Source organism: Pseudomonas sp. Marseille-Q7302, assembly GCF_965111925.1.
Genome location: NZ_CBCOPK010000001.1, coordinates 2,151,747 through 2,172,088 on the forward strand (window position 1 = coordinate 2,151,747; position 20,342 = coordinate 2,172,088).

A 20,342-nucleotide genomic window follows, 5' to 3' on the forward strand; every position below is an offset into this window, starting at 1 on the left:
ATGAATCCTGGAAAAGGGCGAGAAAGACTCGGTGAAGGCGGACGCCGACCGGCGCTTGGCAGCATCCGGGGGTGGATGCCAGACTGAGCGGGAATCATACGGCTGCATCGCCTGTTACAAAAGATGCGCCGGCATCCAGAGAGGTCACCATGGAAAAAGTACAGCGTAGCCCAGAAGATTGGCGCGAGCGTCTGACCGACGATCAGTTTCGCGTGTGCCGCCTGGCGGCTACCGAGGCGCCCTATACCGGTGCCTACTGCAACACCAAGACGCCTGGCGTCTATCGCTGCGCCTGCTGTGAGCTCGCGTTGTTCGACTCCAGCACCAAGTTCGATTCCGGTTGCGGCTGGCCGAGTTACTACGCGCCCATCGACGCCGAGGCCGTGCGCGAAAAAGAAGACTTCAGCCATGGCATGCACCGGGTCGAGGTACTCTGCGCCCGCTGCGACGCCCATCTGGGGCACGTCTTTCCCGACGGCCCTCCGCCGACCGGCCTGCGCTACTGCATCAATTCCGTCGCCCTTGATCTCCAGCCCAGAGAAACCGCGTGATCTCAGAGATTTTGCAGTTACCCTTCCAGACGGCGGACGGCCAGCAGGCGTGCCTGGCGGACTGGACGGCCCGAGCCTATCTGGTGGTCAATACCGCCAGTCGCTGCGGTTTCACCCGCCAGTACGCCGGGCTCGAGGAATTGCAGCAGCGCTATCTGGCCGACGGCTTGCGCGTGATCGTCTTTCCCTGCAATCAATTCGGCGGCCAGGAGCCGGGAAGCAACGCCGAGATTCAGAATTTCTGCGTGACCCGCTTCGGGGTCAGCTTTCCGGTCATGGCCAAGCTCGACGTCAATGGCGAAGCGGCCCACTCCTTGTTCAACGCCTTAAAGCGCGCGGCGCCAGGGTTGCTCGGAACAGCTATCCGCTGGAACTTCACCAAGTTCCTGATCACTCCGGAGCGAGAGCGGGTGCAGCGCTTTGCCCCCATCACTCGGCCTTCCCAGTTGGACAAGCACATCCGCCGGGCCCTGGCGCGTTAGTTCCGGATCTCGACAAGGGCTTTCAACTGGATTGAAAAGTAATACGATTAAAGCGCCCTCCAAGGAGGGCGCCTTGTCCGCTTCCCTTTTTCGTCGTCAAGGATGTTTCCTGTGAGTGCCTCCCTAGAAGACTTTCTGCTCCAGGCCCGCCAGGTGCTCGAGCGCCTGGAGCCCCTGCTGCCCCATCGCCGCGAATCTCTGGATTGGCAGCACTGCTATGCCGCACGCTGGCGCCGTGAAGGCCATGGCGGCTACCTGCAGCCGCTCGAGGTCAACCTGGAGTTGCGGCTGGCCGATCTGCTGGGTATCGATCGGCAACGCGACCAGCTCGCTCGCAATACCCGCCAATTCGTCGCCGGACTGCCGGCCAACCACACCCTGCTGTGGGGGGCTCGCGGTACCGGCAAGTCGTCGCTGATCCGTGCCCTGCTGGCGGAATACGCGGGGCAGGGCCTGCGCCTGATCGAAATCGAACGCGATGATCTCGCCGATCTGCCGCGTGCGGTAGAGCAGCTCGCCGGGCAAACGCAGCGCTTCGTGGTGTTCTGCGACGACCTGTCCTTCGACGCCGGCAGTGACGATTATCGAGTGCTCAAGAGCGTGCTCGATGGCTCGCTGGAGCAGGCGCCGGACAACGTCCTGCTCTATGCCACCTCCAATCGTCGTCACCTGGTGGCCGAGCGGCAGAGCGACAACGCCAACTGGGAGCACGTCGATGGCGAACTGCACCCGAGCGAGGCGGCCGAGGACAAGATCGCGCTGTCGGACCGTTTCGGTCTGTGGCTGTCCTTCTATCCCTTTACCCAGGATCACTATCTCGCCGTCGTTCGCCACTGGTGCACGACCCTGGCCGGCAAGTCCGGGGTGGAGCTGGAGTGGTCGGAAGACGCCGATCGCGAGGCCATCCGCTGGGCCTCCGGCCGCGGCAACCGCAATGGCCGCTGTGCCTATCAATTCGCCCGGCAATGGGTCGGGCTCAAGCTATTGGAGAAAGCATGACCGTAGAACTGACGGGCGTAGGTGCAGGACTAGAGGGCTACGCCATGTTGGCGGCCCAGGTCGAGGCCCTGCTGGCCGGTGAGCGCAATCTGGTGGCCAATGCCGCCCAGCTGTCGGCCTTCATCTACCAGGAAGTGCCGGACCTGAATTGGGCCGGCTTCTATTTCGTCGAGGGTCAGGACCAGCTGCTGCTCGGACCCTTCCAGGGCAAGGTGGCCTGCATGCGCATTCCCTTCAGCAAGGGTGTATGCGGCGCGGCCGCCCGGGAGCGCCGTACCCAGCGCGTCGAGGACGTCCATGCCTTTCCCGGGCATATCGCCTGTGACGCTGCTTCGCGTAGCGAACTGGTGGTTCCGTTGATCCAGGAAGGTCGCCTGATCGGCGTGCTAGATCTCGACAGCCCGAATCCAGGACGCTTCAGTGCGGCGGATCAAGCGGGCATCGAAAGCCTGGTGGCGGCCTTCATGGCTGCCACCGACTGCTGATCCCAGGGGAGGACAGGGAAGCCCTCACTCGTAGTCGTTCTTCTTGCGCCAGCTGTCGTCCTTGAGGGTATCCACGCTGTCCGACAGCTCGTTGGCGCTGCTGCTGGCCTGCTCGGCCAGTTCGCTCTGCTGACGTTTCACCTGAGCGATCTGTTCTTCCAGATGGGCCAGCAACTCGGTGTAGCGCTCGGGTTGCTGCTGCTTGCGAATCTGCATGATCGCCCGTTCGTACGATTGGCGTGCCTGGATGTAGTGGTCGGTCTTGATCTGCTGTTCGGCCTGATAGCGGAAGAACTCCACATAGGTCACGGTGAGCAGATAGCGCATCTCGCCTACCCAGCGGTGCGCTTCCTGGCCATCGAGAATGCCGATCTGGTTGGCGTGGGCGACGAGTGCATGCAGCATCTCCATATAGCCGCGGACTTCCTTGACCCGAGCCTCGGTATGCACCGGCCGGGCGGCATTGGTGAGTTTGATGTCATCGCCCTTGGCCAGGGCTTCTTCCAGTTCGGTCTTGCGCGCGGTCAGGCTGGCGGAAGGAGTCTGCAAGGCGGCGAGGCGGGCGATCAATCCCAGTTCGATGCGATGAAACAGCTGCTTGAGCGCCGGTGTCATCAGCTGGCCCGGCAGGCTGCCGGACAACTGGGCGCAACGCTTGATCCGGTCGGTGAGATCGGCGACCAGCCGCTGCTTTTCCAGCCGTCCCGCTTCGAGCTTCTGGTTGACGAAGGCGATCATGATCACCAGAAGGATGCCAAGTCCCACTACCGCTGCAATCATCGTTGAGGACATGACCTTCTCCATGGTGCTTGCCCGCCGTTTGTCGTACGAGCGAAGTCGTTGATTTGAAAAGTATTTAATCAGCTATTGACGCCCAGGGTAAGGCTCCCTAGAATGCGCGCACTCCCAACGGCGGCAAGCGTCAGCCGAGTGGTAGGCCAGAGTCCTCAGGGATTCTACCTGGTCCCCTTCGTCTAGTGGCCTAGGACACCGCCCTTTCACGGCGGTAACAGGGGTTCGAGTCCCCTAGGGGACGCCAAAATTGCGGGAATAGCTCAGTTGGTAGAGCACGACCTTGCCAAGGTCGGGGTCGCGAGTTCGAGTCTCGTTTCCCGCTCCAAATACAATCCGGTTGCCCATGGGCAGGCGGATGCAAGGTGAAAGGCCTTGCGGAAAGAGGTTTCGTCCCCTTCGTCTAGTGGCCTAGGACACCGCCCTTTCACGGCGGTAACAGGGGTTCGAGTCCCCTAGGGGACGCCATATTGCGGGAATAGCTCAGTTGGTAGAGCACGACCTTGCCAAGGTCGGGGTCGCGAGTTCGAGTCTCGTTTCCCGCTCCAAACATAATCCAGCCGTTTCGTTACTGTTGGATGCGAGGTGAAAGACCTTGCGGAAAGAGGTTTCGTCCCCTTCGTCTAGTGGCCTAGGACACCGCCCTTTCACGGCGGTAACAGGGGTTCGAGTCCCCTAGGGGACGCCACATTGCGGGAATAGCTCAGTTGGTAGAGCACGACCTTGCCAAGGTCGGGGTCGCGAGTTCGAGTCTCGTTTCCCGCTCCAAATAAACAAGAACACCGCCTCCGGGCGGTGTTTTTGTTTGTGCGTTTTTTGGCTGCTCCAGGCGCCCGGCACTGGGCCGGGCGAGGCAGGCTTACTGGGGCGTATAGATCTGGTCGAAAACACCGCCATCGGCGAAGTGGGTCTTCTGGATGCCGCTCCAGGGGCCGAATTCCTTTTGCGCATCCACCAGCTCGAGCGTGGGAAAGCGGTCGGCGTACTGCGCCAGGATCTGGGTATTGCGAGGGCGCAGGAAGTTTTGCGCGGCGATCTTCTGGCCTTCGTCGGACCAGAGATATTTGAGGTAATCCTCGGCCTCGGCGCGGGTACCTTTCTTGTCGACGACGCTGTCGACCACGCTCACCGGTGGCTCGGCCTGCACCGAGATGCTCGGGTAGACCACTTCGAAGCCGCCACGACCGAATTCCCGGGCGATCATCTCGGCTTCGTTCTCGAAGGTCACCAGGACATCGCCCTGCTGATTCTTCATGAAGGTGGTGGTAGCGGCGCGGCCGCCGGTATCCAGGATGGGCACATGCTTGAACAGGTCGGCGACAAAGGCGCGGGCCTTCTGCTCATCCCCGCCCGGCTGGCGCAAGGCGTAGGTCCAGGCGGAAAGGTAGGTGTAGCGACCGTTTCCGGAGGTCTTGGGATTGGGCACGATCACTTCAACGCCGTCCTTGAGCAGGTCGGACCAGTCGTGGATACCCTTGGGGTTGCCCTGGCGCACGATGAGTACCGTGGCCGAGGTGAAGGGCGCGCTGCGATCGGGTAGGCGGGTTTCCCAGTCCTTGGGCACCAGGCCGCGGTCGGCCAGCGCCTGGATGTCGGTGGCCTGGTTCATGGTGATGACGTCGGCCTGCAAGCCATCGATGACCGCGCGAGCCTGCTTGCTGGAGCCGCCGTGGGACATCTGGATCACCGGAGTGTCGCCGTGCTCGGCTTTCCAATGCGCCTGGAAGGCCGGGTTGTAATCCTTGTAGAAGTCCCGCATCACGTCATAGGAGACGTTGAGCAGCGGTGGGGCGGCGAGGGCCTGGGTGCTGGCAGCCAAAGCCGCGAGCAGGGTCAAGCGAAGGGTCTTCATGGGGGCGTCCTGCGGATAGGGATGCAGGACTATAGCCTGTCACCCCGGCGGCAGGCAGAACGGCTGGAAATAAGCTAATGCGGCGACGGCAGGCAGGGCCGCCGGTGGTAGACTTTCGCCCTTTCGCCTGCGGTTGGGCACGGCGCGGTGAACAAGGGCTCCTGATATGCGGTTGAGGTCGATCAAGCTGGCGGGATTCAAATCCTTCGTCGATCCGACGACGGTGAATTTCCCGAGCAACATGGCAGCGGTGGTCGGCCCCAACGGTTGCGGCAAGTCGAACATCATCGACGCCGTGCGCTGGGTGATGGGCGAGAGCTCGGCCAAGAACCTGCGCGGCGAGTCGATGACGGACGTCATTTTCAACGGTTCCAACAGCCGCAAACCCGTATCCCAGGCTTCCATCGAGCTGATCTTCGACAATTCCGACCATACCCTGGTGGGCGAGTACGCCAGCTATGCGGAGATCTCCATTCGCCGCCGGGTGACCCGCGAAGGCCAGAACACCTATTTCCTCAACGGCACCAAGTGCCGCCGCCGCGATATCACCGACATCTTTCTCGGTACCGGCCTGGGGCCGCGCAGCTATTCGATCATCGAGCAGGGGATGATCTCCAAGCTGATCGAGGCGCGTCCGGAGGATCTGCGGCACTACATCGAAGAGGCGGCGGGTATCTCCAAGTACAAGGAGCGGCGTCGCGAGACCGAGAATCGCATCCGTCGCACCCAGGAGAATCTCGCCCGCCTGACCGACCTGCGCGAAGAGCTGGAGCGTCAGCTGGAGCGGCTGCATCGCCAGGCGCAGTCGGCCGAGCGCTTCCAGGCCTTCAAGCAGGAAGAGCGGCAGCTCAAGGCGCAGTTGCAGGCGGTGCGCTGGCGCGAGCTGGATAACTGCGTCGAGCAGCGCGAAAAGGTGATCCGCGACCAGGAAACCGCCCTCGAAGCCCTGATCGCCGAGCAACGCCAGGCAGACGCTGGCATCGAACGGCTGCGCGATGGCCATCATGAGCTGAGCGAGGCCTTCAACCTGGTGCAGGGCCGCTTCTACTCCCTGGGTGGCGACATCGCCCGCCTGGAGCAGACCATCCAGCACGGTCAGCAGCGCCAGCGCCAGCTGCAGGACGACCTGCGCGAAGCCGAGCAAGCCCGTAGCGAAGCCGAATCCCACCTCGAGCACGACCGGGTGCTGCTCGCCACCTTCGAAGAAGAGCTGGCGATGCTCGAGCCCGAGGAAGAGGCGGCACGTGAGTTGGGCGAGGAGGGCAGCGCCGCGCTGGAAGAGGCGGAGCTGGCCCTGGCGGACTGGCAGCAGCGCTGGGAGGCCCTCAGTGCGGCGAGTGTCGAGCCGCAACGGGAGGCGGACGTGCAGCAGGCGCGCATCCGCTCGCTGGAGCAGGGTCTGGAGCGCGGCATGGACCGGCAGCGCCGGCTACGCGACGAGCGCACCCTGCTGGGTGAGGACGGCCCATCCGAGCGCCTGGTCATGCTGGAAGAGCAGATCGCCGAAGACGAATTGCTGTTGGAGGGCCTGGCTGAACAGGAGTTGCAGGTCGCCGATGGCCTGCAACAGCTGCGAGATGAATTGCTGGTGCTGGCGGGCGAACAGAGTCAGCGCCAGGGCGAATTGCAGCGGCTCGAAGGCCGTATCGCCTCGCTGGAGGCTCTGCAGCAGGCCGCCCTGGCGCCCGATACCGGTGCTGCCCAGTGGCTCGAGGCCGAGGGTCTCACCCAGGCGCCGCAGCTGGCGGACGACGTGCAGGTCACTCCCGGTTGGGAGCTGGCAGTGGAAACCGTGCTGGGCAGCGATCTGCAGGCGGTCTGCCTGGATGACCTCACGCCGCTACGGGTCGACACCTTCGCCAGCGGCTCCCTGAGCCTGGCATCGCCCGGTCCGGTGCCCGCCGCGCTGGGCAGTCTGCTGGAAAAAGTGCAGGCGCCGCGCGACCTGTCGCCCTGGCTGGGGCAGGTGCTGGTTGCGAGCGGCTACGACGAGGCCCTGGCGCGGCGGGCTGCTCTCGCGCCGGGGCAGAGCCTGATCACCCCGGAAGGCTATTGGATCTCCCGGCACTTCCTGCGCGTGCGGCGTGCCCAGGCCGCCGAGGGCAGTGTGCTGGCGCGCGGTCGTGAACTGGAAGAACTGCAGGCCCGTCGCCTGGAGCTCAGCGAAGCGCTCGTGCTGCAGGAGGAGCGCCTGGAGGATCGTCGCGCGGCCCAGCAGCGGCTGGAGGGCGAGCGCGAAGATGCGCGACGGCGCCAGCAGCAGGAGCAGCAGCGTCTGGCCGAGTCTCGCGCCCAGCTGTCTGCCCAGCAGGCACGCGCTGAGCAGCTGAGCATTCGTCGACGGCAGCTGGAAGCCGATCTCAACGATGTCGAGCAGCAACTGGCGCGTGAGCAGGAAGAATTGGGTGAGTGCCGGCTGCGCCTGCAGGACGCTCTCGATGCCATGGCCGTGGATACCGAACAGCGGGCCCAGCTCCAGGAGCAGCGCGACCGCCACCGGCAGGCGGTGGAGTCGGCGCGGCAGCGACAGCGGCAGGCCCAGGAGCAACTGCATCAACTCACGGTGCGCCTGACTACCCTGAGGGCGCAGCGTCAGTCCACGCTTCAGGCGCTGGAGCGTCTGGAGCTGCAGACCGCACGGCTCGGTGAGCGCTGCGAGCAGCTCAGTCTGAATTTGGAGGAGGGCGGTGAGCCCCTCGACGAGTTACGCCTGCGCCTGGAAGAGCTGCTCGAACGACGCCTTCAGGTGGACGATGAGATGCGTACCGCGCGGCTGGCGCTGGAAGATGCCGATCGGGAACTGCGCGATTTCGAGCGGCGGCGTCTGCAGGCGGAGCAACAGGCCACGCTGCTGCGCGGCCAGTTGGAGCAGCACCGCCTGGAGTGGCAGGGATTGGCGACCCGCCGCAGCGGCTTCGCCGAGCAGTTGGCAGCCGATGGCTATGACCTGCCGACGGTGATCGCGAATCTGCCGGAGGAGGCCAGCGAGGCAGCCTGGGAGGAGCACCTGGAAGCCGTCGCGGCGCGGATCGCCCGGCTTGGACCGATCAACCTGGCGGCCATCGACGAATATCAGCAGCAGGCCGAGCGCAAGACCTATCTGGACGCCCAGAACGCCGACCTGGTGGAAGCGTTGGAGACCCTGGAAAGTGTCATCCGCAAGATCGATCGGGAAACTCGAAATCGCTTCAAGGATACCTTCGACCAGATCAATCACGGCCTGCAGGCATTGTTCCCAAAAGTTTTCGGTGGCGGCAGTGCCTACCTGGAACTTACCGGGGAAGATTTACTCGATACCGGGGTTGCGATCATGGCGCGTCCGCCGGGCAAGAAGAACAGCACCATCCATTTGTTGTCGGGTGGCGAGAAGGCGCTGACGGCTCTGGCCCTGGTCTTTGCCATCTTTCAGCTGAATCCGGCGCCGTTCTGCATGCTCGATGAAGTGGATGCCCCTCTGGATGACGCCAACGTCGGTCGTTATGCCCGCTTGGTCAAGAGCATGTCGGAGAAGGTGCAGTTCATTTACATCACGCACAACAAGATCGCCATGGAAATGGCCGATCAGCTATTGGGCGTTACCATGCACGAGCCGGGCTGTTCACGGCTGGTGGCGGTGGACGTGGAAGAGGCGGTGGCCATGGTCGATGCCTAGTGACCCACAGCCTCGCGGCATGGCGGTGTAAAGTTGTCAGTAGTCGTGCTAGCTTATGGCCGCGGTAGCGGTAAGTAGAAAAAGCTAAGAAGAACACTGACTTGGCGTAGGTTTCGGACGTTTTGGAAAGGCCTCGCAGGCGTCGACTTTCCAAAGTTTCCCGACGGATGTCGGTCCATTATTTTACAGGGGTATGTCTTTTTCATGGATATGGGTCTGCGCGAGTGGCTGATCATCATCGGCGTCATCGTCATCGCCGGTATTCTGTTCGATGGTTGGCGTCGCATGAGCGGCAAGGGCAAGCTCAAGTTCAAGCTTGACCAGTCGCTGAGCAATCATCCGGAAAACGAGGACGAGGATCCGGAAATCGTTGGTCCGACGCGGGTGGTAGAGCCCAAGGAGCCGTCGTTGGACGACCCGGGCGAGCCGACGCCGCCACGCTCCACCCAGCGCAAGCGTCGCGAAGAGCGTCGTGAAGAACCCAGTGCCGACAACTTCGACCTGTCCGCCAGCGATGAAAGCCTCGCGGGCCTAGCGGCCGATTCCGATGAAGTGGTGACCCGCGGTCGGGACAAGCCGCGCAAGGAAAGACCGCTGAGCACCAAGGCGCCCGAGCGCGAGCCGGTCAGCGAGCCCGTCAGCAGCGGCAGCAACCAGGCCGCCATGGCACCGGTGGACGAGGTGCTGGTGATCAACGTCATTTCCCGGGACGAGAAGGGCTTCTCCGGTCCGGCCCTGCTGCAGAACATCCTCGAAAGCGGATTGAGATTCGGTGACATGGACATCTTCCATCGTCACGAGAGCATGTCCGGCAATGGCGAGGTGCTGTTCTCCATGGCCAATGCCGTACGTCCAGGTACCTTCGACCTGGACGCCATCGACGACTTCCACACCCCCGCGGTGAGCTTCTTCCTGGGCCTGCCCGGTCCTCGCCATCCCAAGCAGGCCTTCGACCTGATGGTCGCTGCGGCGCGCAAGCTCTCGTCGGAACTCAATGGCGAGTTGAAGGACGAGCAGCGCAGCGTCATGACCGCTCAGACCATCGAGCACTATCGTCAGCGCATCGTCGACTTCGAACGCAAGAGCCTGATGCTCAAGCGTTGATCGCGCCGGAGCGAACCAAGAGCAGCCTCGGCTGCTCTTTTTGTTTGTAATCTTTGTAGCGGCGCCGCTGGTGGCGCCAGGGCCACCCCTGGGTGGCGACAGTGAGAGACCGCCATGACCGACGCCCAAGATGCCGTCACCCGGATCGCCGCCCTGCGCAGCGAGATCGACGCCCACAACTACCGGTATTACGTGCTGGACGAGCCGAGCGTGCCCGATGCCGAGTACGACCGGCTGTTCGGCGAGCTCAAGGCCCTGGAGGCCGAGCATCCCGAACTGGTGACGCCCGACTCGCCCACCCAGAGGGTCAGCGGTTCGGCGCTGGCGGCCTTCGGCACCATCCGTCACGAGGTGCCCATGCTCAGCCTGGGCAATGCCTTCGCCGACGAGAATCTGCAGGACTTCGACCGCAGCGTCGGCAAGCGCCTGCGCGAGGAATTCGGCGAGACCGACTTCGCCGGACCGGATTCTGGGGTGGAATATACCTGTGAACCCAAGCTCGACGGCCTGGCCGTCAGCCTGCTGTACGAAAAGGGCGTACTGACCCGGGGCGCTACCCGTGGCGATGGCACCACCGGCGAAGACATCACCGCCAATGTCCGCACCATCCGCAATATTCCGCTGCGCTTGCAGGGCGAAGGCTGGCCGGCGGTGCTGGAGGTGCGCGGCGAAGTATTCATGTCCCGCACTGGCTTCGAGGCACTCAATGCCCGGGCCATGGAGAGCGGCGGCAAGACCTTCGCCAATCCGCGTAACGCCGCGGCCGGTAGTCTGCGCCAGCTGGATTCGCGCATCACCGCCCAACGTCCGTTGGAGTTCTGCGCCTATGGCTTTGGTCGCGTCGAGGGCGGTGCGCTGCCGGAAACCCAGTACGACATCCTGCAGCGGCTCCGGGAATGGGGTATTCCCATCAGTCGGGAGCTGCGCAAGGTGCAGGGCGCGGAAGGTTGCCGCGCCTACTATCAGGATATCGGCCAGCGGCGGGATGCCCTGGCCTATGAGATCGACGGTGTGGTCTACAAGGTCAACCGTCTCGACTGGCAGGGTGAGTTGGGTTTTCGCGCGCGCGAGCCGCGCTGGGCGCTCGCGCACAAGTTTCCCGCTCGCGAAGAGCTGACCGAGCTGCTCAATGTCGAATTCCAGGTGGGGCGCACCGGGGCCATCACCCCGGTCGCCCGTCTCAAGCCGGTACAGGTGGCGGGCGTCACCGTGACCAACGCCACCCTGCACAACATGGATGAGATCGCCCGCCTCGGGGTGATGATCGGCGATAGCGTGATCGTGCGCCGCGCCGGGGACGTCATCCCGCAGATCATGCAGGTGGTACCGGAGCGGCGGCCAGCGGATGCCCGGCCGGTGGAGATCCCCACCCATTGCCCGGTATGCGGTTCTGCGGTGGAGCGCACCCAGCTGATCAAGCGCGGCAAGGGCAAGGAGTCGGTGAGCGAGGGCGCGGTCTATCGCTGCGTGGGGCGCCTGGCCTGCCAGGCCCAGCTCAAGCAGGCGATCATTCATTTCGCCTCGCGACGGGCCATGGACATCGACGGCCTGGGCGATCGCATCGTCGAGCAACTGGTAGACCGGGAGCTGGTGAAGTCGCCGGCCGACCTGTACACCCTGACCTACGAGCAGGTCGTCGAGCTCGAAGGCTTCGCCGAGCTTTCCAGTCGCAACCTGCTGGCCGCCATCGAAGCCAGTCGCAAACCGGCGCTGGCCCGCTTCATCTTCGCCCTGGGGATTCCCGAGGTGGGTGAGGAGACGGCCAAACGCCTGGCGCGCGCTCTGGGCAGTCTGCAGCGCATTCGCGAGGCGCTGCCCGAGGTGCTGATCTATCTGCCCGATATCGGGCCTGAAGTGGCCTTCGAGATCCACAACTTCTTCCAGTCCACGCACAACCGTGACGTCCTGGAAGCGCTGCTGGCCAATGGTATCGAGCTGGCCGACGAGGCTGAGGTCCACGCCGAGTTCTCCGGCTATGCCAGCTTCGCCGATTTCCTCGACCAATTGCATATTCCCTATCTGGGCAAGACCGGCGCCAAAACCCTCGCCACGGCCTTTCCCAGCCTGGCCACGCTGATCGAGGGCTCCCAGGACTGGCTGACCTTCAAGACGCTCGCGGGACTCAACGAGCGGGCCAAGCAGGGACTGCGCGAATACTTCGCCGAGGCGGACAAGGTGGCCAAGGCACTGGCCATCGAGGCACAGCTCAAGGCCTTCGGCATGCATTGGGAGAGCACGCGCCAGGTTGTGCAGGGATTGCCCTTCGCCGGTCAGACCTGGGTGCTCACCGGGACACTGGAGGCCATGAGTCGCGATGAAGCCAAGGAGCGCCTGGAAGCCCTGGGGGCCAAGGTCTCGGGTTCGGTGTCGGCCAAGACCGCCGTGGTGGTCGCCGGCCCGGGGGCGGGCTCCAAATTGACCAAGGCCACGGAGCTCGGGGTGAAGGTATTGGATGAGGCGGCTTTCCTGCAGATCCTCGCCGCCCACGGGCGGTAGCGTCGCTGCGGGGCAGGGCGGGTAGACGGCCTCGAGCCTTCGATCTCCCGTGTTACCTTGCAGCTAAGTCCTTGTAAGACTTGCAACTTCGCCCCAACCGCGTAGAATGACGCACCTCACCTCAGGGTGAGGCGTTATGGTGGCTCTGTCGGTCCCCCCGCAACGATCAACCGTGAACCCGGTCAGGCCCGGAAGGGAGCAGCCGCAGCGGTGATGTCGTGTGCCGGGGTGTGGCTGGCGGGGCCACCTCCATTTCTGCCCCTCGTTTTTTCCTTCTGCTTTTCCCTCCGCGCTACTCCTCTCCTGTTTCGATCCTTTTCAATGCGCTAACCCCTTCACAGGGTTTAAGTGACGAAATGCACTGTTTTGGATCATGGCTCCGTGCCATCATGAGCGATGAATATCAATACTGGACGAATGTCCAAGGATCCCTCGTGAAGAACGGACTCGAAAGCGCAGGACGCGCCCTTAGCTATGGCTTGCAACCCTATCGTGTCGATTGCCGGCGCGATTCTCCCGCTACCCTGGTGGCGCAGATCTTTCATCCTCAAGAGCCGCTCCTGCTGATCAGGATCAACCTGACCAATGAGGAGGCGAACAACCCCTTCAAGCTGAACGCTACCGTTACCCGGCTACGTGGCCAGCTGGATGCGCTCGCGGCCTATGTCTCCAGTGTGGTCCTCGCAGACGGCGAAGAGCGCTGCCTGCGTGCCTGAGACGATCTTTCCGGCGCCATTTCTCCTCCTGATCGCTTGAAAATCCGCCTGGGTACCTCCATCTAACGAGGTAGCCGAAGTCCTCGTGGCATCGCCTTGGTGCCACGCCACGGGATGCATTCGTGGCCCCTCTTCGTTAGCATGTGCTCCCCCCACGTCTTCTCCTGATCAGGTCTCGATGAGTTACCAGGTTCTTGCGCGCAAATGGCGCCCGCGGTCGTTCCGCGAAATGGTCGGCCAGACCCATGTGCTCAAGGCGCTGATCAACGCGCTGGATAACGAGCGGCTGCACCACGCCTATCTCTTCACCGGAACCCGCGGGGTGGGCAAGACCACCATCGCGCGGATCCTGGCCAAGTGCCTGAATTGCGAGACCGGGATCAGCTCGACGCCCTGTGGTAGCTGCTCGGTATGCCGCGAGATCGACGAAGGCCGTTTCGTCGATCTGATCGAGGTGGATGCCGCCAGCCGTACCAAGGTGGAAGACACCCGCGAGCTGCTGGAGAACGTGCAGTACGCGCCGTCCCGTGGTCGCTACAAGGTGTACCTCATCGACGAGGTGCACATGCTCTCCACCCATAGCTTCAATGCTCTGCTCAAGACGCTGGAAGAGCCGCCGCCCCACGTCAAGTTCCTGCTCGCTACTACCGATCCGCAAAAGCTGCCGGTCACCATCCTCTCGCGCTGCCTGCAGTTCTCGCTGAAGAACATGCCGCCGGAGCGGGTCGTTGCCCATCTTCAGCACGTACTTGCCGCGGAAAGCATTCCCTTCGAGGACGACGCCCTCTGGCTGCTGGGGCGCGCGGCCGATGGCTCCATGCGCGATGCCATGAGCCTGACCGACCAGGCGATCGCCTTTGGCGAGGGCAAGGTATTGGCTGCCGACGTGCGCGCCATGCTCGGCACCCTCGACCATGGCCAGGTCTACGACGTGCTCCAGGCCCTGCTGGAAGGGGATGGGCGCGCCGTGCTGGACGCAGTCCGCCATCTGGCCGAGCAGGGTCCCGACTGGGGCGGTGTTCTGGCCGAGCTGCTCAATGTGCTGCACCGCGTGGCCATCGCCCAGGTGTTGCCCGATGCGGTGGACAATGGCCAGGGCGATCGCGAGCGGGTGTTGACCCTGGCGCAGACGCTGCCGGCGGAAGACGTCCAATATTATTACCAGTTGGGTCTGGTTGGCCGGCGCGATCTGCCGCTGGCGCCGGACCCGCGGCACGGCTTCGAGATGGTCCTGCTGCGCATGCTGGCCTTCCGGCCGGCGGGTGCGGCCATCCCCGAGCGACCGGCCTTAAAGACGACGGGAGCCAGCCCGGCCACGGCTGACTCCAATCCCCGTCCGGTGGCCGCAGCGGTCCCGACGCCGGCAGCGCCTGCAGCCTCGCCTCAAACGGCACCCGCGCTGAAACAGGCATCGCCATCTTCGGGTAATACCACCCCTAAAGAGTCGCCGGTCGATCTTCCCTGGGAGGAACCTGCGCAACCAGTAGTCGAGGCGGCAAAGGCGCCGGCTCCGGTGGCGCGGCCCGTTACGCCAGCGCCCCAGGCGACGCCCAGCGCACCCGCCACGCCCCGGGTCGAGACGACCCCTGCGGCGACGGTGATCGCCGAGTTGCCGGCGGACACCTCCGGTGACGATCTGGACGGTGACGAAGAGCCGCCGCCAGCCGAGGATTACTACGAAGTAGGGCTGGACGACTATCTCGACAGCCTTGGCGAACCGGCGGTCGACGAGGTAGCCGCGGCTCCAGCGCCTGCGGTGCAGCCGGCCACGGGCCTCGCGGCCGATTGGCAGGCGCTGTTCCCCGATCTCAAGCTGGGCGGTCTGACCGCCAGCATCGCGGCCAACTGCACCCTGGTGGCAGTGGACGACGATCGCTGGCATCTGCACCTGGATCCGGCGCAGAGCGCCCTGTTCAACGCCAACCAGCAGCGCCGGCTCAACGATGCGCTGAACCAGCAGCAGGGACGTACAATCACGCTCGAGGTCACCATCCAGACCCCCGAGCAGGAGACGCCCGCCCAGGCCGCCGCCAGGCGCCGGGCGGAGCGGCAGCGGCTGGCGGAGCAGTCAATCCAGGATGACCCGCTCATCCGCCAGATGATGCAACAGTTCGCCGCCACGGTGCGCGCGGGTACCATCGAGCCGGTCGACACCCAAGCCTGACCGGTTTTCCATTCATAGTTCGAGGTAGCAGACATGATGAAAGGTGGCATGGCCGGCCTGATGAAGCAGGCCCAGCAGATGCAGGAAAAGATGCAGAAGATGCAGGAAGAGCTGGCGAACGCCGAAGTGACCGGTCAATCCGGCGCCGGGCTGGTCAGCGTCGTCATGACCGGCCGGCACGACGTCAAGCGCGTCAGCCTGGACGACAGCCTGATGCAGGAAGACAAGGAAATCCTCGAAGACCTGATCGCCGCCGCGGTGAATGACGCGGTGCGCAAGATCGAGCAGAACAGCCAGGACAAGATGTCCGGCATGACCTCCGGGATGCAGCTGCCGCCCGGCTTCAAGATGCCTTTCTAAGACGTTCCAGCTCCGGGTGTCCGCTGGACACCCGTTTCTCCCGCCTTCCAATACGGTAGTCCATGAGCTTCAGTCCCCTGATCCGCCAATTGATCGATGCGCTCCGGGTCCTGCCCGGTGTTGGCCAGAAGTCTGCCCAGCGCATGGCCCTGCAACTGCTCGAACGCGAACGCCAGGGCGGCCTGCGCCTGGCCAGTGCCCTCAGCGCGGCCATGGAAGGGGTAGGCTACTGCCGCCAGTGCCGTACCCTGAGCGAAAGCGAGATCTGCGGCTTTTGCAGCGATACCCGGCGTGACGACAGCCTGCTGTGCGTGGTCGAGGGCCCCATGGACGTCTTCGCCGTGGAGCAGACCGGCTATCGCGGGCGCTACTTCGTGCTCAAGGGGCACCTGTCGCCCATCGACGGTCTGGGTCCGGACGCTATCGGCGTGCCCGAACTCGAACGGCGCGTCAGCGAGGGCGGCTTCCAGGAAATGATCATCGCCACCAACCCCACGGTGGAAGGCGAGGCGACTGCCTACTACATCGCCCAGCTGCTGGCGCCCAAGGGCCTGACCATCTCCCGGATCGCCCATGGCGTGCCCCTGGGCGGCGAGCTGGATCTGGTCGACGGCGGAACCCTGACCCACGCCTTCGCTGGGCGCAAGCCGATCTCGCTCTAGCGCCGTACTATCCCGTCACCCTGAAAGGATGACAGCTCTGTATCTTGTGATCGAGAAGCATTATCATTATCGGAAGTCAGCTGCTTCCGAGGATGGTGATGCAGACGCTCGAGTCCGACCGGCACGGACAAATCCGGACCCTCTACCTGGACCACCACGGCTGGCTGCGCGAGCGCCTGCAGCGGCGGCTGGGTTGCCTGGGGCAGGCGGCCGACCTGGCCCAGGACACCTTCGTCCGGCTGCTGGCGCGAGAAACCGAGCTGGAACGCCTGCGTGAACCACGCGCCTTTCTGGCTACCGTTGCCCAGGGATTGCTGGCCAATCATTGGCGCCGCCAGGCGCTGGAGCGCGCCTATCTGGAGGCCCTGGCCACGCGACCCGAGGAGGTACAGCCTTCGCCGGAAGCCCAGGCGCTGATCCTGGAAACCCTCACCGAGCTCGATGCGCTACTCGATCGCCTGCCCAGTCGCGTGCGCCAGGCCTTTCTGCTGGCGCAGCTCGAAGGCCTAACCTATGCCGTCATCGCCCAGCGTCTGGGCGTGTCGGAGCGGATGGTCAAGAAGTACATGGCGCAGGCCATGCTCCACTGCCTGGAACTGGTCTCTTGAGTGCCCTGAACCCTGGCCGCGGTGAACCGCTGGAAGAGGCGGCGCTCTGGTTTGCCGAGCTGGCTGCCGACGAGGTGGATCCCGCCACCGAGCGCGCCTGGGAGTGTTGGCTCCAGGCGGACACTCGCCACGCCGTCGCTTGGGCACGGGTGGAGGAAATCAGCGCCCGCTTCGCGGGTTTGCCGGTTTCAGGACGCCTGGCACTGGCGCGGCGCGAGACGCTGGGGCGGCGCCGTGCGCTCAAGGTGTTGGGCCTGGCCCTGGGTGGCCTGGCACTGGGCTGGAATCGCCCGGACGACTGGCGGCTAGGGCAGGGTGCCGATCTGAGCACGGCAGTCGGTGAGATCCGTGCCTTCGACCTCGCCACTGGGGTGCGGGGCTGGCTCAACACCGACAGCCAGCTGGCGCGGGAGACTTCAAACCGCTGGAGGCTATTGCGCGGCGAGGTGCTGTTGGAAAGTCGGCGCGGGGCGGCGCTCCTGCAATTGGATACGGCGGTCGGTCAGGTGCGTTTTGGCCCGGGCTGTTGCGCGGTCCGAGCGCGCGAGGACGGGCTGGAGGTCGCAGCCTATAGCGGCATCCTCCAGCTGTTGCCACTACAGGCACCCCCTCAGGTCCTGGCTGAAGGGGCTCGCGCCCTGATGATCGTGAACGGGGTGCGGCCGCTGGGTCACGTCGATCCGGGTCGTCAGCTCTGGCGCCAGGGGCGGCTGGTGGTGGACGACTGGTCTTTGCAGGCCTTGGTAGAGGAACTCGGGCGTTATCGCCCGGGGCTGCTGACCTGCACCGCCACGGTCGCCGGACTGCGCGTGGTAGGCAGCTATCCACTGGGCGACACCGATCGCGCCCTGGCAGCCCTGGCCGATAGCCTCCCGGTGCGGGTGGAGCGGCGCCTGCCCTGGTGGGTGCAGCTCGTGCCCGCCTAAAAAAAATGCGGCGGGTGGTTCCCCTTTTGCGCGCTCGTGGGGCTTAGGGGAAACGATCTGTTATTCGAGGCCTCCATGCATTGCCCACCCTGCTTTACCCTTCACCCTCTGCGTCGTGCGGCACGTGTCCTGGCGCTGGCCGTACCGCTGGGGATTACCGGTCTGGTCGCGCCGTTGGGCCTGGCCCAGGCCGCACCCCCAGCTCAGGAGTACCGTATCGAGGCAGGCAGCCTGGCCACCGTGGTCAGCACCTTCGCCGCCCAGAGTGGCGTACTGCTCTCGGCACCAGCCCAAGGTCTTGAGGGGCGGCGTAGTCCGGGGCTGCAGGGTCGCTACACACCAGGCGAGGGCTTCCAGCAGATCCTCCAGGGCAGCGGCCTGCAGGCGGTGCGCCAGGCCGATGGCAGCTATCGCCTGGAGTCGGTGGCCGCGACCGGCGTGACTTCCCTGAGCGACACCACGGTGACCGGCTTCGCCCTGGGCAATGCCCTGGGCGAGACCGATGGCTACCTGGCGACCCATAGCAACGTGGCCACCAAGACCAGCAAGGGGCTGCTGGAAACCTCCCAGTCGGTCTCGGTGGTGACCCGCGAGCAGATCGATGAGCAGGGCGCCAAGACCGTGCAGCAGGCCATGAGGTACACCCCGGGCATCTTCACCGGCCAGATCGGCGCGTCCAATCGCTATGACTATGTGGTGATGCGCGGCTTCGCCGACAACAGCGTCGACAATGTCTTTCTCGACGGCCTCAAGACCATGGGCGACAGCGGCACCTTCAGCTCGCTGCAGGTCGATCCCTATTTTCTCGAACGCATCGACGTGGTGAAGGGGCCGGCCTCGGTGCTCTATGGCCGTAGCCTGCCAGGCGGGCTGGTGGCGCTCACCAGCAAGAAGCCGCTGTACCAGCCCTATCACCAAGTCCAGGCCATGCTGGGCAATCTCGGCCAGCGCGGCGCCGGCTTCGATTTCGGCGGGCCGCTGGACGAGGAGGGGCGTATCGCCTATCGCCTGGTGGGCCTCGCCCAGCACAGCGATACCCAGTTCAACCACGTGGAAGAAGAGCGCTATGCCCTGGCGCCCAGCCTAGCCATCGACCTGAGCGACGACACCACCCTGACCCTGCAGGCCTATCTGCAAAAGGACCCGGACGGGGGCTACCACAGCGGGGTACCGGCCGAGGGCAGTCTCTATCGGCGCAACGGTCGCTACATCAGCAACCATTTCTTCGACGGCGAGCCGGACCACGACAAGTTCGAGCGCACCCAGCAGATGGTCGGCTATCAATTCGAGCACAGGTTCAATGACGTCTGGAGTGCGCGGCAGAACTTCCGCTATGCCAAGTCGCGGGTTGAGCTGGAGCAGGTCTATGGCTACGGCTATGTTGGCGACAGCAACCTGCTCAATCGCTACTACTCCGGCGGCCGCGAGAACCTGCATGCCTATACCCTGGACAATCTGGTCCAGGCGGACTTCGACTGGGCCGGCAGCCGGCACACCCTGCTCGCCGGGCTGGACTACCAGCGTCGCTGGACCCATGTGGATTGGCCCAGTGGCACGGCGGATCCGCTGGACGCCTTCGAGCCCAGCTACGGCGGTCAGGTGACCATCTCACCCGGCACCGAATACCGCCGCGAGCTGGCGCAGACCGGCGTCTACCTGCAGGATCTCATCGAGCTGGATCGCTGGCGCTTTTCCCTGGGTCTACGCCAGGACTGGGTGGAGATCGGCATCGAGGATCGTCTGGCGGGTACGCGCAGCAGCGCCCGCCGCGGCCAGGCCAGCGGGCGGGCCGGGGCACTCTATCTGTTCGACAACGGGCTGGCGCCCTACCTGAGCTATTCCACGTCCTTCAATCCCAATGCCTACAACGACGCGGCGGGCAATCCCCTGGAGCCCACCGAGGGCAAGCAGTGGGAGCTGGGCCTGAAGTACCAGCCGCCGGGCAGCACCGGCTTCTACACCGCCTCGCTGTTCCATATCACCCAGGAAAACGTGGCGACCAAGCTGCCGCAGGAAGACTTCTATTCCTCGGTCGGCGAGATCCGTTCCCGTGGCCTGGAGCTGGAAGGCCATCTGCAGCTGGCCGAGCGCCTCAAGCTGCTGGGCAGCTACACCTTCACCGACATTGAGTACACCCAGGCGCTGGATGGCAACCAGGGCAACACCCCGAACCAGGCGCCACGCCACCAGGCGTCGCTGTGGGGTGAGTACGAGCTGATCGGACCGCTGGCGGGGTTCAGCGTCGGCGCCGGGGCGCGCTATGTGGGCACCAGCTGGGCGGACAAGGCCAACACCCGCAAGGTACCGGCCTATACCCTGGTGGATGCCATGCTCGCCTATGACTTCACCCGGCTGGGGATGCCAGGGCTCACGGCGCGGGTCAATGCCAACAACCTGATGGGCAAGGACTATGTGGCGTCCTGCTACAGCCTGGACTTCTGCTACTTCGGAGAAGAGCGCAACGTGACCGCGACGGTCAGCTACAGCTTCTAG

16 protein-coding genes, 6 tRNA genes and 1 other RNA gene are annotated in these 20,342 nt (G+C 64.4%); 21 read left to right on the forward strand and 2 right to left on the reverse strand.

The window, feature by feature from the left end:
- The first annotated feature begins 149 nt into the window (after positions 1 to 149).
- The 4 genes from msrB to ACWPW1_RS10125 all read left to right on the forward strand — a co-directional run bounded on the left by msrB (position 150) and on the right by ACWPW1_RS10125 (position 2,517).
- On the forward strand, positions 150 to 551 hold the full coding sequence (gene msrB / locus ACWPW1_RS10110) for a peptide-methionine (R)-S-oxide reductase MsrB (RefSeq protein WP_059314558.1): 402 nt from the start codon (positions 150 to 152) through the stop codon (positions 549 to 551).
- A complete protein-coding gene (locus ACWPW1_RS10115) occupies positions 548 to 1,033 on the forward strand; it encodes a glutathione peroxidase (protein ID WP_271654626.1) in 486 nt (161 codons plus the stop codon). The genes msrB and ACWPW1_RS10115 overlap by 4 nt, the downstream gene beginning before the upstream one ends.
- A gap of 102 nt (positions 1,034 to 1,135) precedes the next feature.
- Positions 1,136 to 2,032 carry an ATP-binding protein gene (locus tag ACWPW1_RS10120; protein ID WP_434776386.1) on the forward strand — a complete coding sequence of 299 codons (897 nt, stop codon included), beginning with the start codon at positions 1,136 to 1,138 and terminating at the stop codon, positions 2,030 to 2,032.
- Positions 2,029 to 2,517 (forward strand): GAF domain-containing protein, encoded by a 489-nt coding sequence (locus tag ACWPW1_RS10125; RefSeq protein ID WP_059314561.1) that lies wholly within the window; start codon positions 2,029 to 2,031, stop codon positions 2,515 to 2,517. Before ACWPW1_RS10120 ends, ACWPW1_RS10125 begins: the two co-directional genes overlap by 4 nt.
- 24 nt (positions 2,518 to 2,541) lie before the next feature.
- On the opposite strand, the gene ACWPW1_RS10130 is transcribed toward ACWPW1_RS10125, so the two are convergent.
- Positions 2,542 to 3,309, reverse strand: a complete 768-nt coding sequence (locus ACWPW1_RS10130) for a hypothetical protein (RefSeq protein ID WP_434776387.1) — start codon at positions 3,307 to 3,309, stop codon at positions 2,542 to 2,544.
- Between the two features lie 171 nt (positions 3,310 to 3,480).
- On the opposite strand from ACWPW1_RS10130, the gene ACWPW1_RS10135 reads away from it, so the two are divergent.
- The 6 genes from ACWPW1_RS10135 to ACWPW1_RS10160 all read left to right on the forward strand — a co-directional run bounded on the left by ACWPW1_RS10135 (position 3,481) and on the right by ACWPW1_RS10160 (position 4,077).
- Positions 3,481 to 3,556: transfer RNA gene (locus ACWPW1_RS10135), tRNA-Glu, on the forward strand.
- Positions 3,557 to 3,561: 5 nt separating this feature from the next.
- Positions 3,562 to 3,637 (forward strand) — tRNA-Gly (locus tag ACWPW1_RS10140).
- Between the two features lie 64 nt (positions 3,638 to 3,701).
- Positions 3,702 to 3,777, forward strand: a tRNA-Glu gene (locus ACWPW1_RS10145).
- Between the two features lie 4 nt (positions 3,778 to 3,781).
- Positions 3,782 to 3,857, forward strand: a tRNA-Gly gene (locus ACWPW1_RS10150).
- A gap of 64 nt (positions 3,858 to 3,921) precedes the next feature.
- Positions 3,922 to 3,997 (forward strand) — tRNA-Glu (locus ACWPW1_RS10155).
- A gap of 4 nt (positions 3,998 to 4,001) precedes the next feature.
- Positions 4,002 to 4,077 (forward strand) — tRNA-Gly (locus tag ACWPW1_RS10160).
- A 91-nt stretch (positions 4,078 to 4,168) separates the two neighbouring features.
- On the opposite strand, the gene ACWPW1_RS10165 is transcribed toward ACWPW1_RS10160, so the two are convergent.
- The gene (locus ACWPW1_RS10165) at positions 4,169 to 5,161 is read right to left on the reverse strand and encodes a sulfate ABC transporter substrate-binding protein (protein WP_271654630.1); all 993 of its coding nucleotides are present in this window, start codon (positions 5,159 to 5,161) and stop codon (positions 4,169 to 4,171) included.
- Between the two features lie 166 nt (positions 5,162 to 5,327).
- Between ACWPW1_RS10165 and smc the strand changes: the two genes are divergently transcribed.
- The 11 genes from smc (at position 5,328) to ACWPW1_RS10220 (ending at position 20,342) form a co-directional block, all read left to right on the forward strand.
- Positions 5,328 to 8,813, forward strand: a complete 3,486-nt coding sequence (gene smc / locus ACWPW1_RS10170; protein WP_454252887.1) for a chromosome segregation protein SMC — start codon at positions 5,328 to 5,330, stop codon at positions 8,811 to 8,813.
- A gap of 204 nt (positions 8,814 to 9,017) precedes the next feature.
- Positions 9,018 to 9,917: a cell division protein ZipA gene (zipA, locus tag ACWPW1_RS10175; protein WP_313649755.1), complete on the forward strand. Its 900-nt coding sequence runs from the start codon at positions 9,018 to 9,020 to the stop codon at positions 9,915 to 9,917.
- 114 nt (positions 9,918 to 10,031) lie between these two features.
- Entirely contained in the window at positions 10,032 to 12,413 is a 2,382-nt protein-coding gene (gene ligA, locus ACWPW1_RS10180; RefSeq protein ID WP_434776390.1) for an NAD-dependent DNA ligase LigA, read from the forward strand.
- A gap of 146 nt (positions 12,414 to 12,559) precedes the next feature.
- Positions 12,560 to 12,656, forward strand: an RNA gene (gene ffs, locus ACWPW1_RS10185) — signal recognition particle sRNA small type.
- 191 nt (positions 12,657 to 12,847) lie between these two features.
- Complete coding sequence (locus tag ACWPW1_RS10190) at positions 12,848 to 13,129, forward strand: hypothetical protein (protein WP_434776391.1); 282 nt, start codon at positions 12,848 to 12,850, stop codon at positions 13,127 to 13,129.
- Between the two features lie 178 nt (positions 13,130 to 13,307).
- Positions 13,308 to 15,293, forward strand: a complete 1,986-nt coding sequence (dnaX, locus tag ACWPW1_RS10195; RefSeq protein WP_434776392.1) for a DNA polymerase III subunit gamma/tau — start codon at positions 13,308 to 13,310, stop codon at positions 15,291 to 15,293.
- A gap of 33 nt (positions 15,294 to 15,326) precedes the next feature.
- Positions 15,327 to 15,653 (forward strand): YbaB/EbfC family nucleoid-associated protein, encoded by a 327-nt coding sequence (locus ACWPW1_RS10200; protein ID WP_007162246.1) that lies wholly within the window; start codon positions 15,327 to 15,329, stop codon positions 15,651 to 15,653.
- A 62-nt stretch (positions 15,654 to 15,715) separates the two neighbouring features.
- Positions 15,716 to 16,315, forward strand: coding sequence for a recombination mediator RecR (recR, locus tag ACWPW1_RS10205; RefSeq protein WP_271654636.1), 600 nt, complete (start codon positions 15,716 to 15,718; stop codon positions 16,313 to 16,315).
- A 98-nt stretch (positions 16,316 to 16,413) separates the two neighbouring features.
- Complete coding sequence (locus ACWPW1_RS10210; RefSeq protein WP_271654637.1) at positions 16,414 to 16,923, forward strand: sigma-70 family RNA polymerase sigma factor; 510 nt, start codon at positions 16,414 to 16,416, stop codon at positions 16,921 to 16,923.
- A complete protein-coding gene (locus ACWPW1_RS10215; protein WP_434776393.1) occupies positions 16,920 to 17,849 on the forward strand; it encodes a DUF4880 domain-containing protein in 930 nt (309 codons plus the stop codon). Before ACWPW1_RS10210 ends, ACWPW1_RS10215 begins: the two co-directional genes overlap by 4 nt.
- A 75-nt stretch (positions 17,850 to 17,924) precedes the next feature.
- Positions 17,925 to 20,342, forward strand: coding sequence for a TonB-dependent siderophore receptor (locus ACWPW1_RS10220; RefSeq protein ID WP_454252888.1), 2,418 nt, complete (start codon positions 17,925 to 17,927; stop codon positions 20,340 to 20,342).

What these genes read in the sequence shown, in the direction of transcription:
- ACWPW1_RS10130 (WP_434776387.1), bottom strand. Translation starts at nt 3,309, where the DNA reads ATGTCCTCAACGATGATTGCAGCGGTAGTGGGACTTGGCATCCTTCTG.
- ACWPW1_RS10210 (WP_271654637.1), top strand. Translation starts at nt 16,414, where the DNA reads ATGCAGACGCTCGAGTCCGACCGGCACGGACAAATCCGGACCCTCTAC.
- ACWPW1_RS10165 (WP_271654630.1), bottom strand. Translation starts at nt 5,161, where the DNA reads ATGAAGACCCTTCGCTTGACCCTGCTCGCGGCTTTGGCTGCCAGCACC.
- ACWPW1_RS10200 (WP_007162246.1), top strand. Translation starts at nt 15,327, where the DNA reads ATGATGAAAGGTGGCATGGCCGGCCTGATGAAGCAGGCCCAGCAGATG.
- smc (WP_454252887.1), top strand. Translation starts at nt 5,328, where the DNA reads ATGCGGTTGAGGTCGATCAAGCTGGCGGGATTCAAATCCTTCGTCGAT.
- ACWPW1_RS10220 (WP_454252888.1), top strand. Translation starts at nt 17,925, where the DNA reads ATGCATTGCCCACCCTGCTTTACCCTTCACCCTCTGCGTCGTGCGGCA.
- dnaX (WP_434776392.1), top strand. Translation starts at nt 13,308, where the DNA reads ATGAGTTACCAGGTTCTTGCGCGCAAATGGCGCCCGCGGTCGTTCCGC.
- ligA (WP_434776390.1), top strand. Translation starts at nt 10,032, where the DNA reads ATGACCGACGCCCAAGATGCCGTCACCCGGATCGCCGCCCTGCGCAGC.
- recR (WP_271654636.1), top strand. Translation starts at nt 15,716, where the DNA reads ATGAGCTTCAGTCCCCTGATCCGCCAATTGATCGATGCGCTCCGGGTC.
- ACWPW1_RS10120 (WP_434776386.1), top strand. Translation starts at nt 1,136, where the DNA reads ATGTTTCCTGTGAGTGCCTCCCTAGAAGACTTTCTGCTCCAGGCCCGC.
- zipA (WP_313649755.1), top strand. Translation starts at nt 9,018, where the DNA reads ATGGATATGGGTCTGCGCGAGTGGCTGATCATCATCGGCGTCATCGTC.
- msrB (WP_059314558.1), top strand. Translation starts at nt 150, where the DNA reads ATGGAAAAAGTACAGCGTAGCCCAGAAGATTGGCGCGAGCGTCTGACC.
- ACWPW1_RS10125 (WP_059314561.1), top strand. Translation starts at nt 2,029, where the DNA reads ATGACCGTAGAACTGACGGGCGTAGGTGCAGGACTAGAGGGCTACGCC.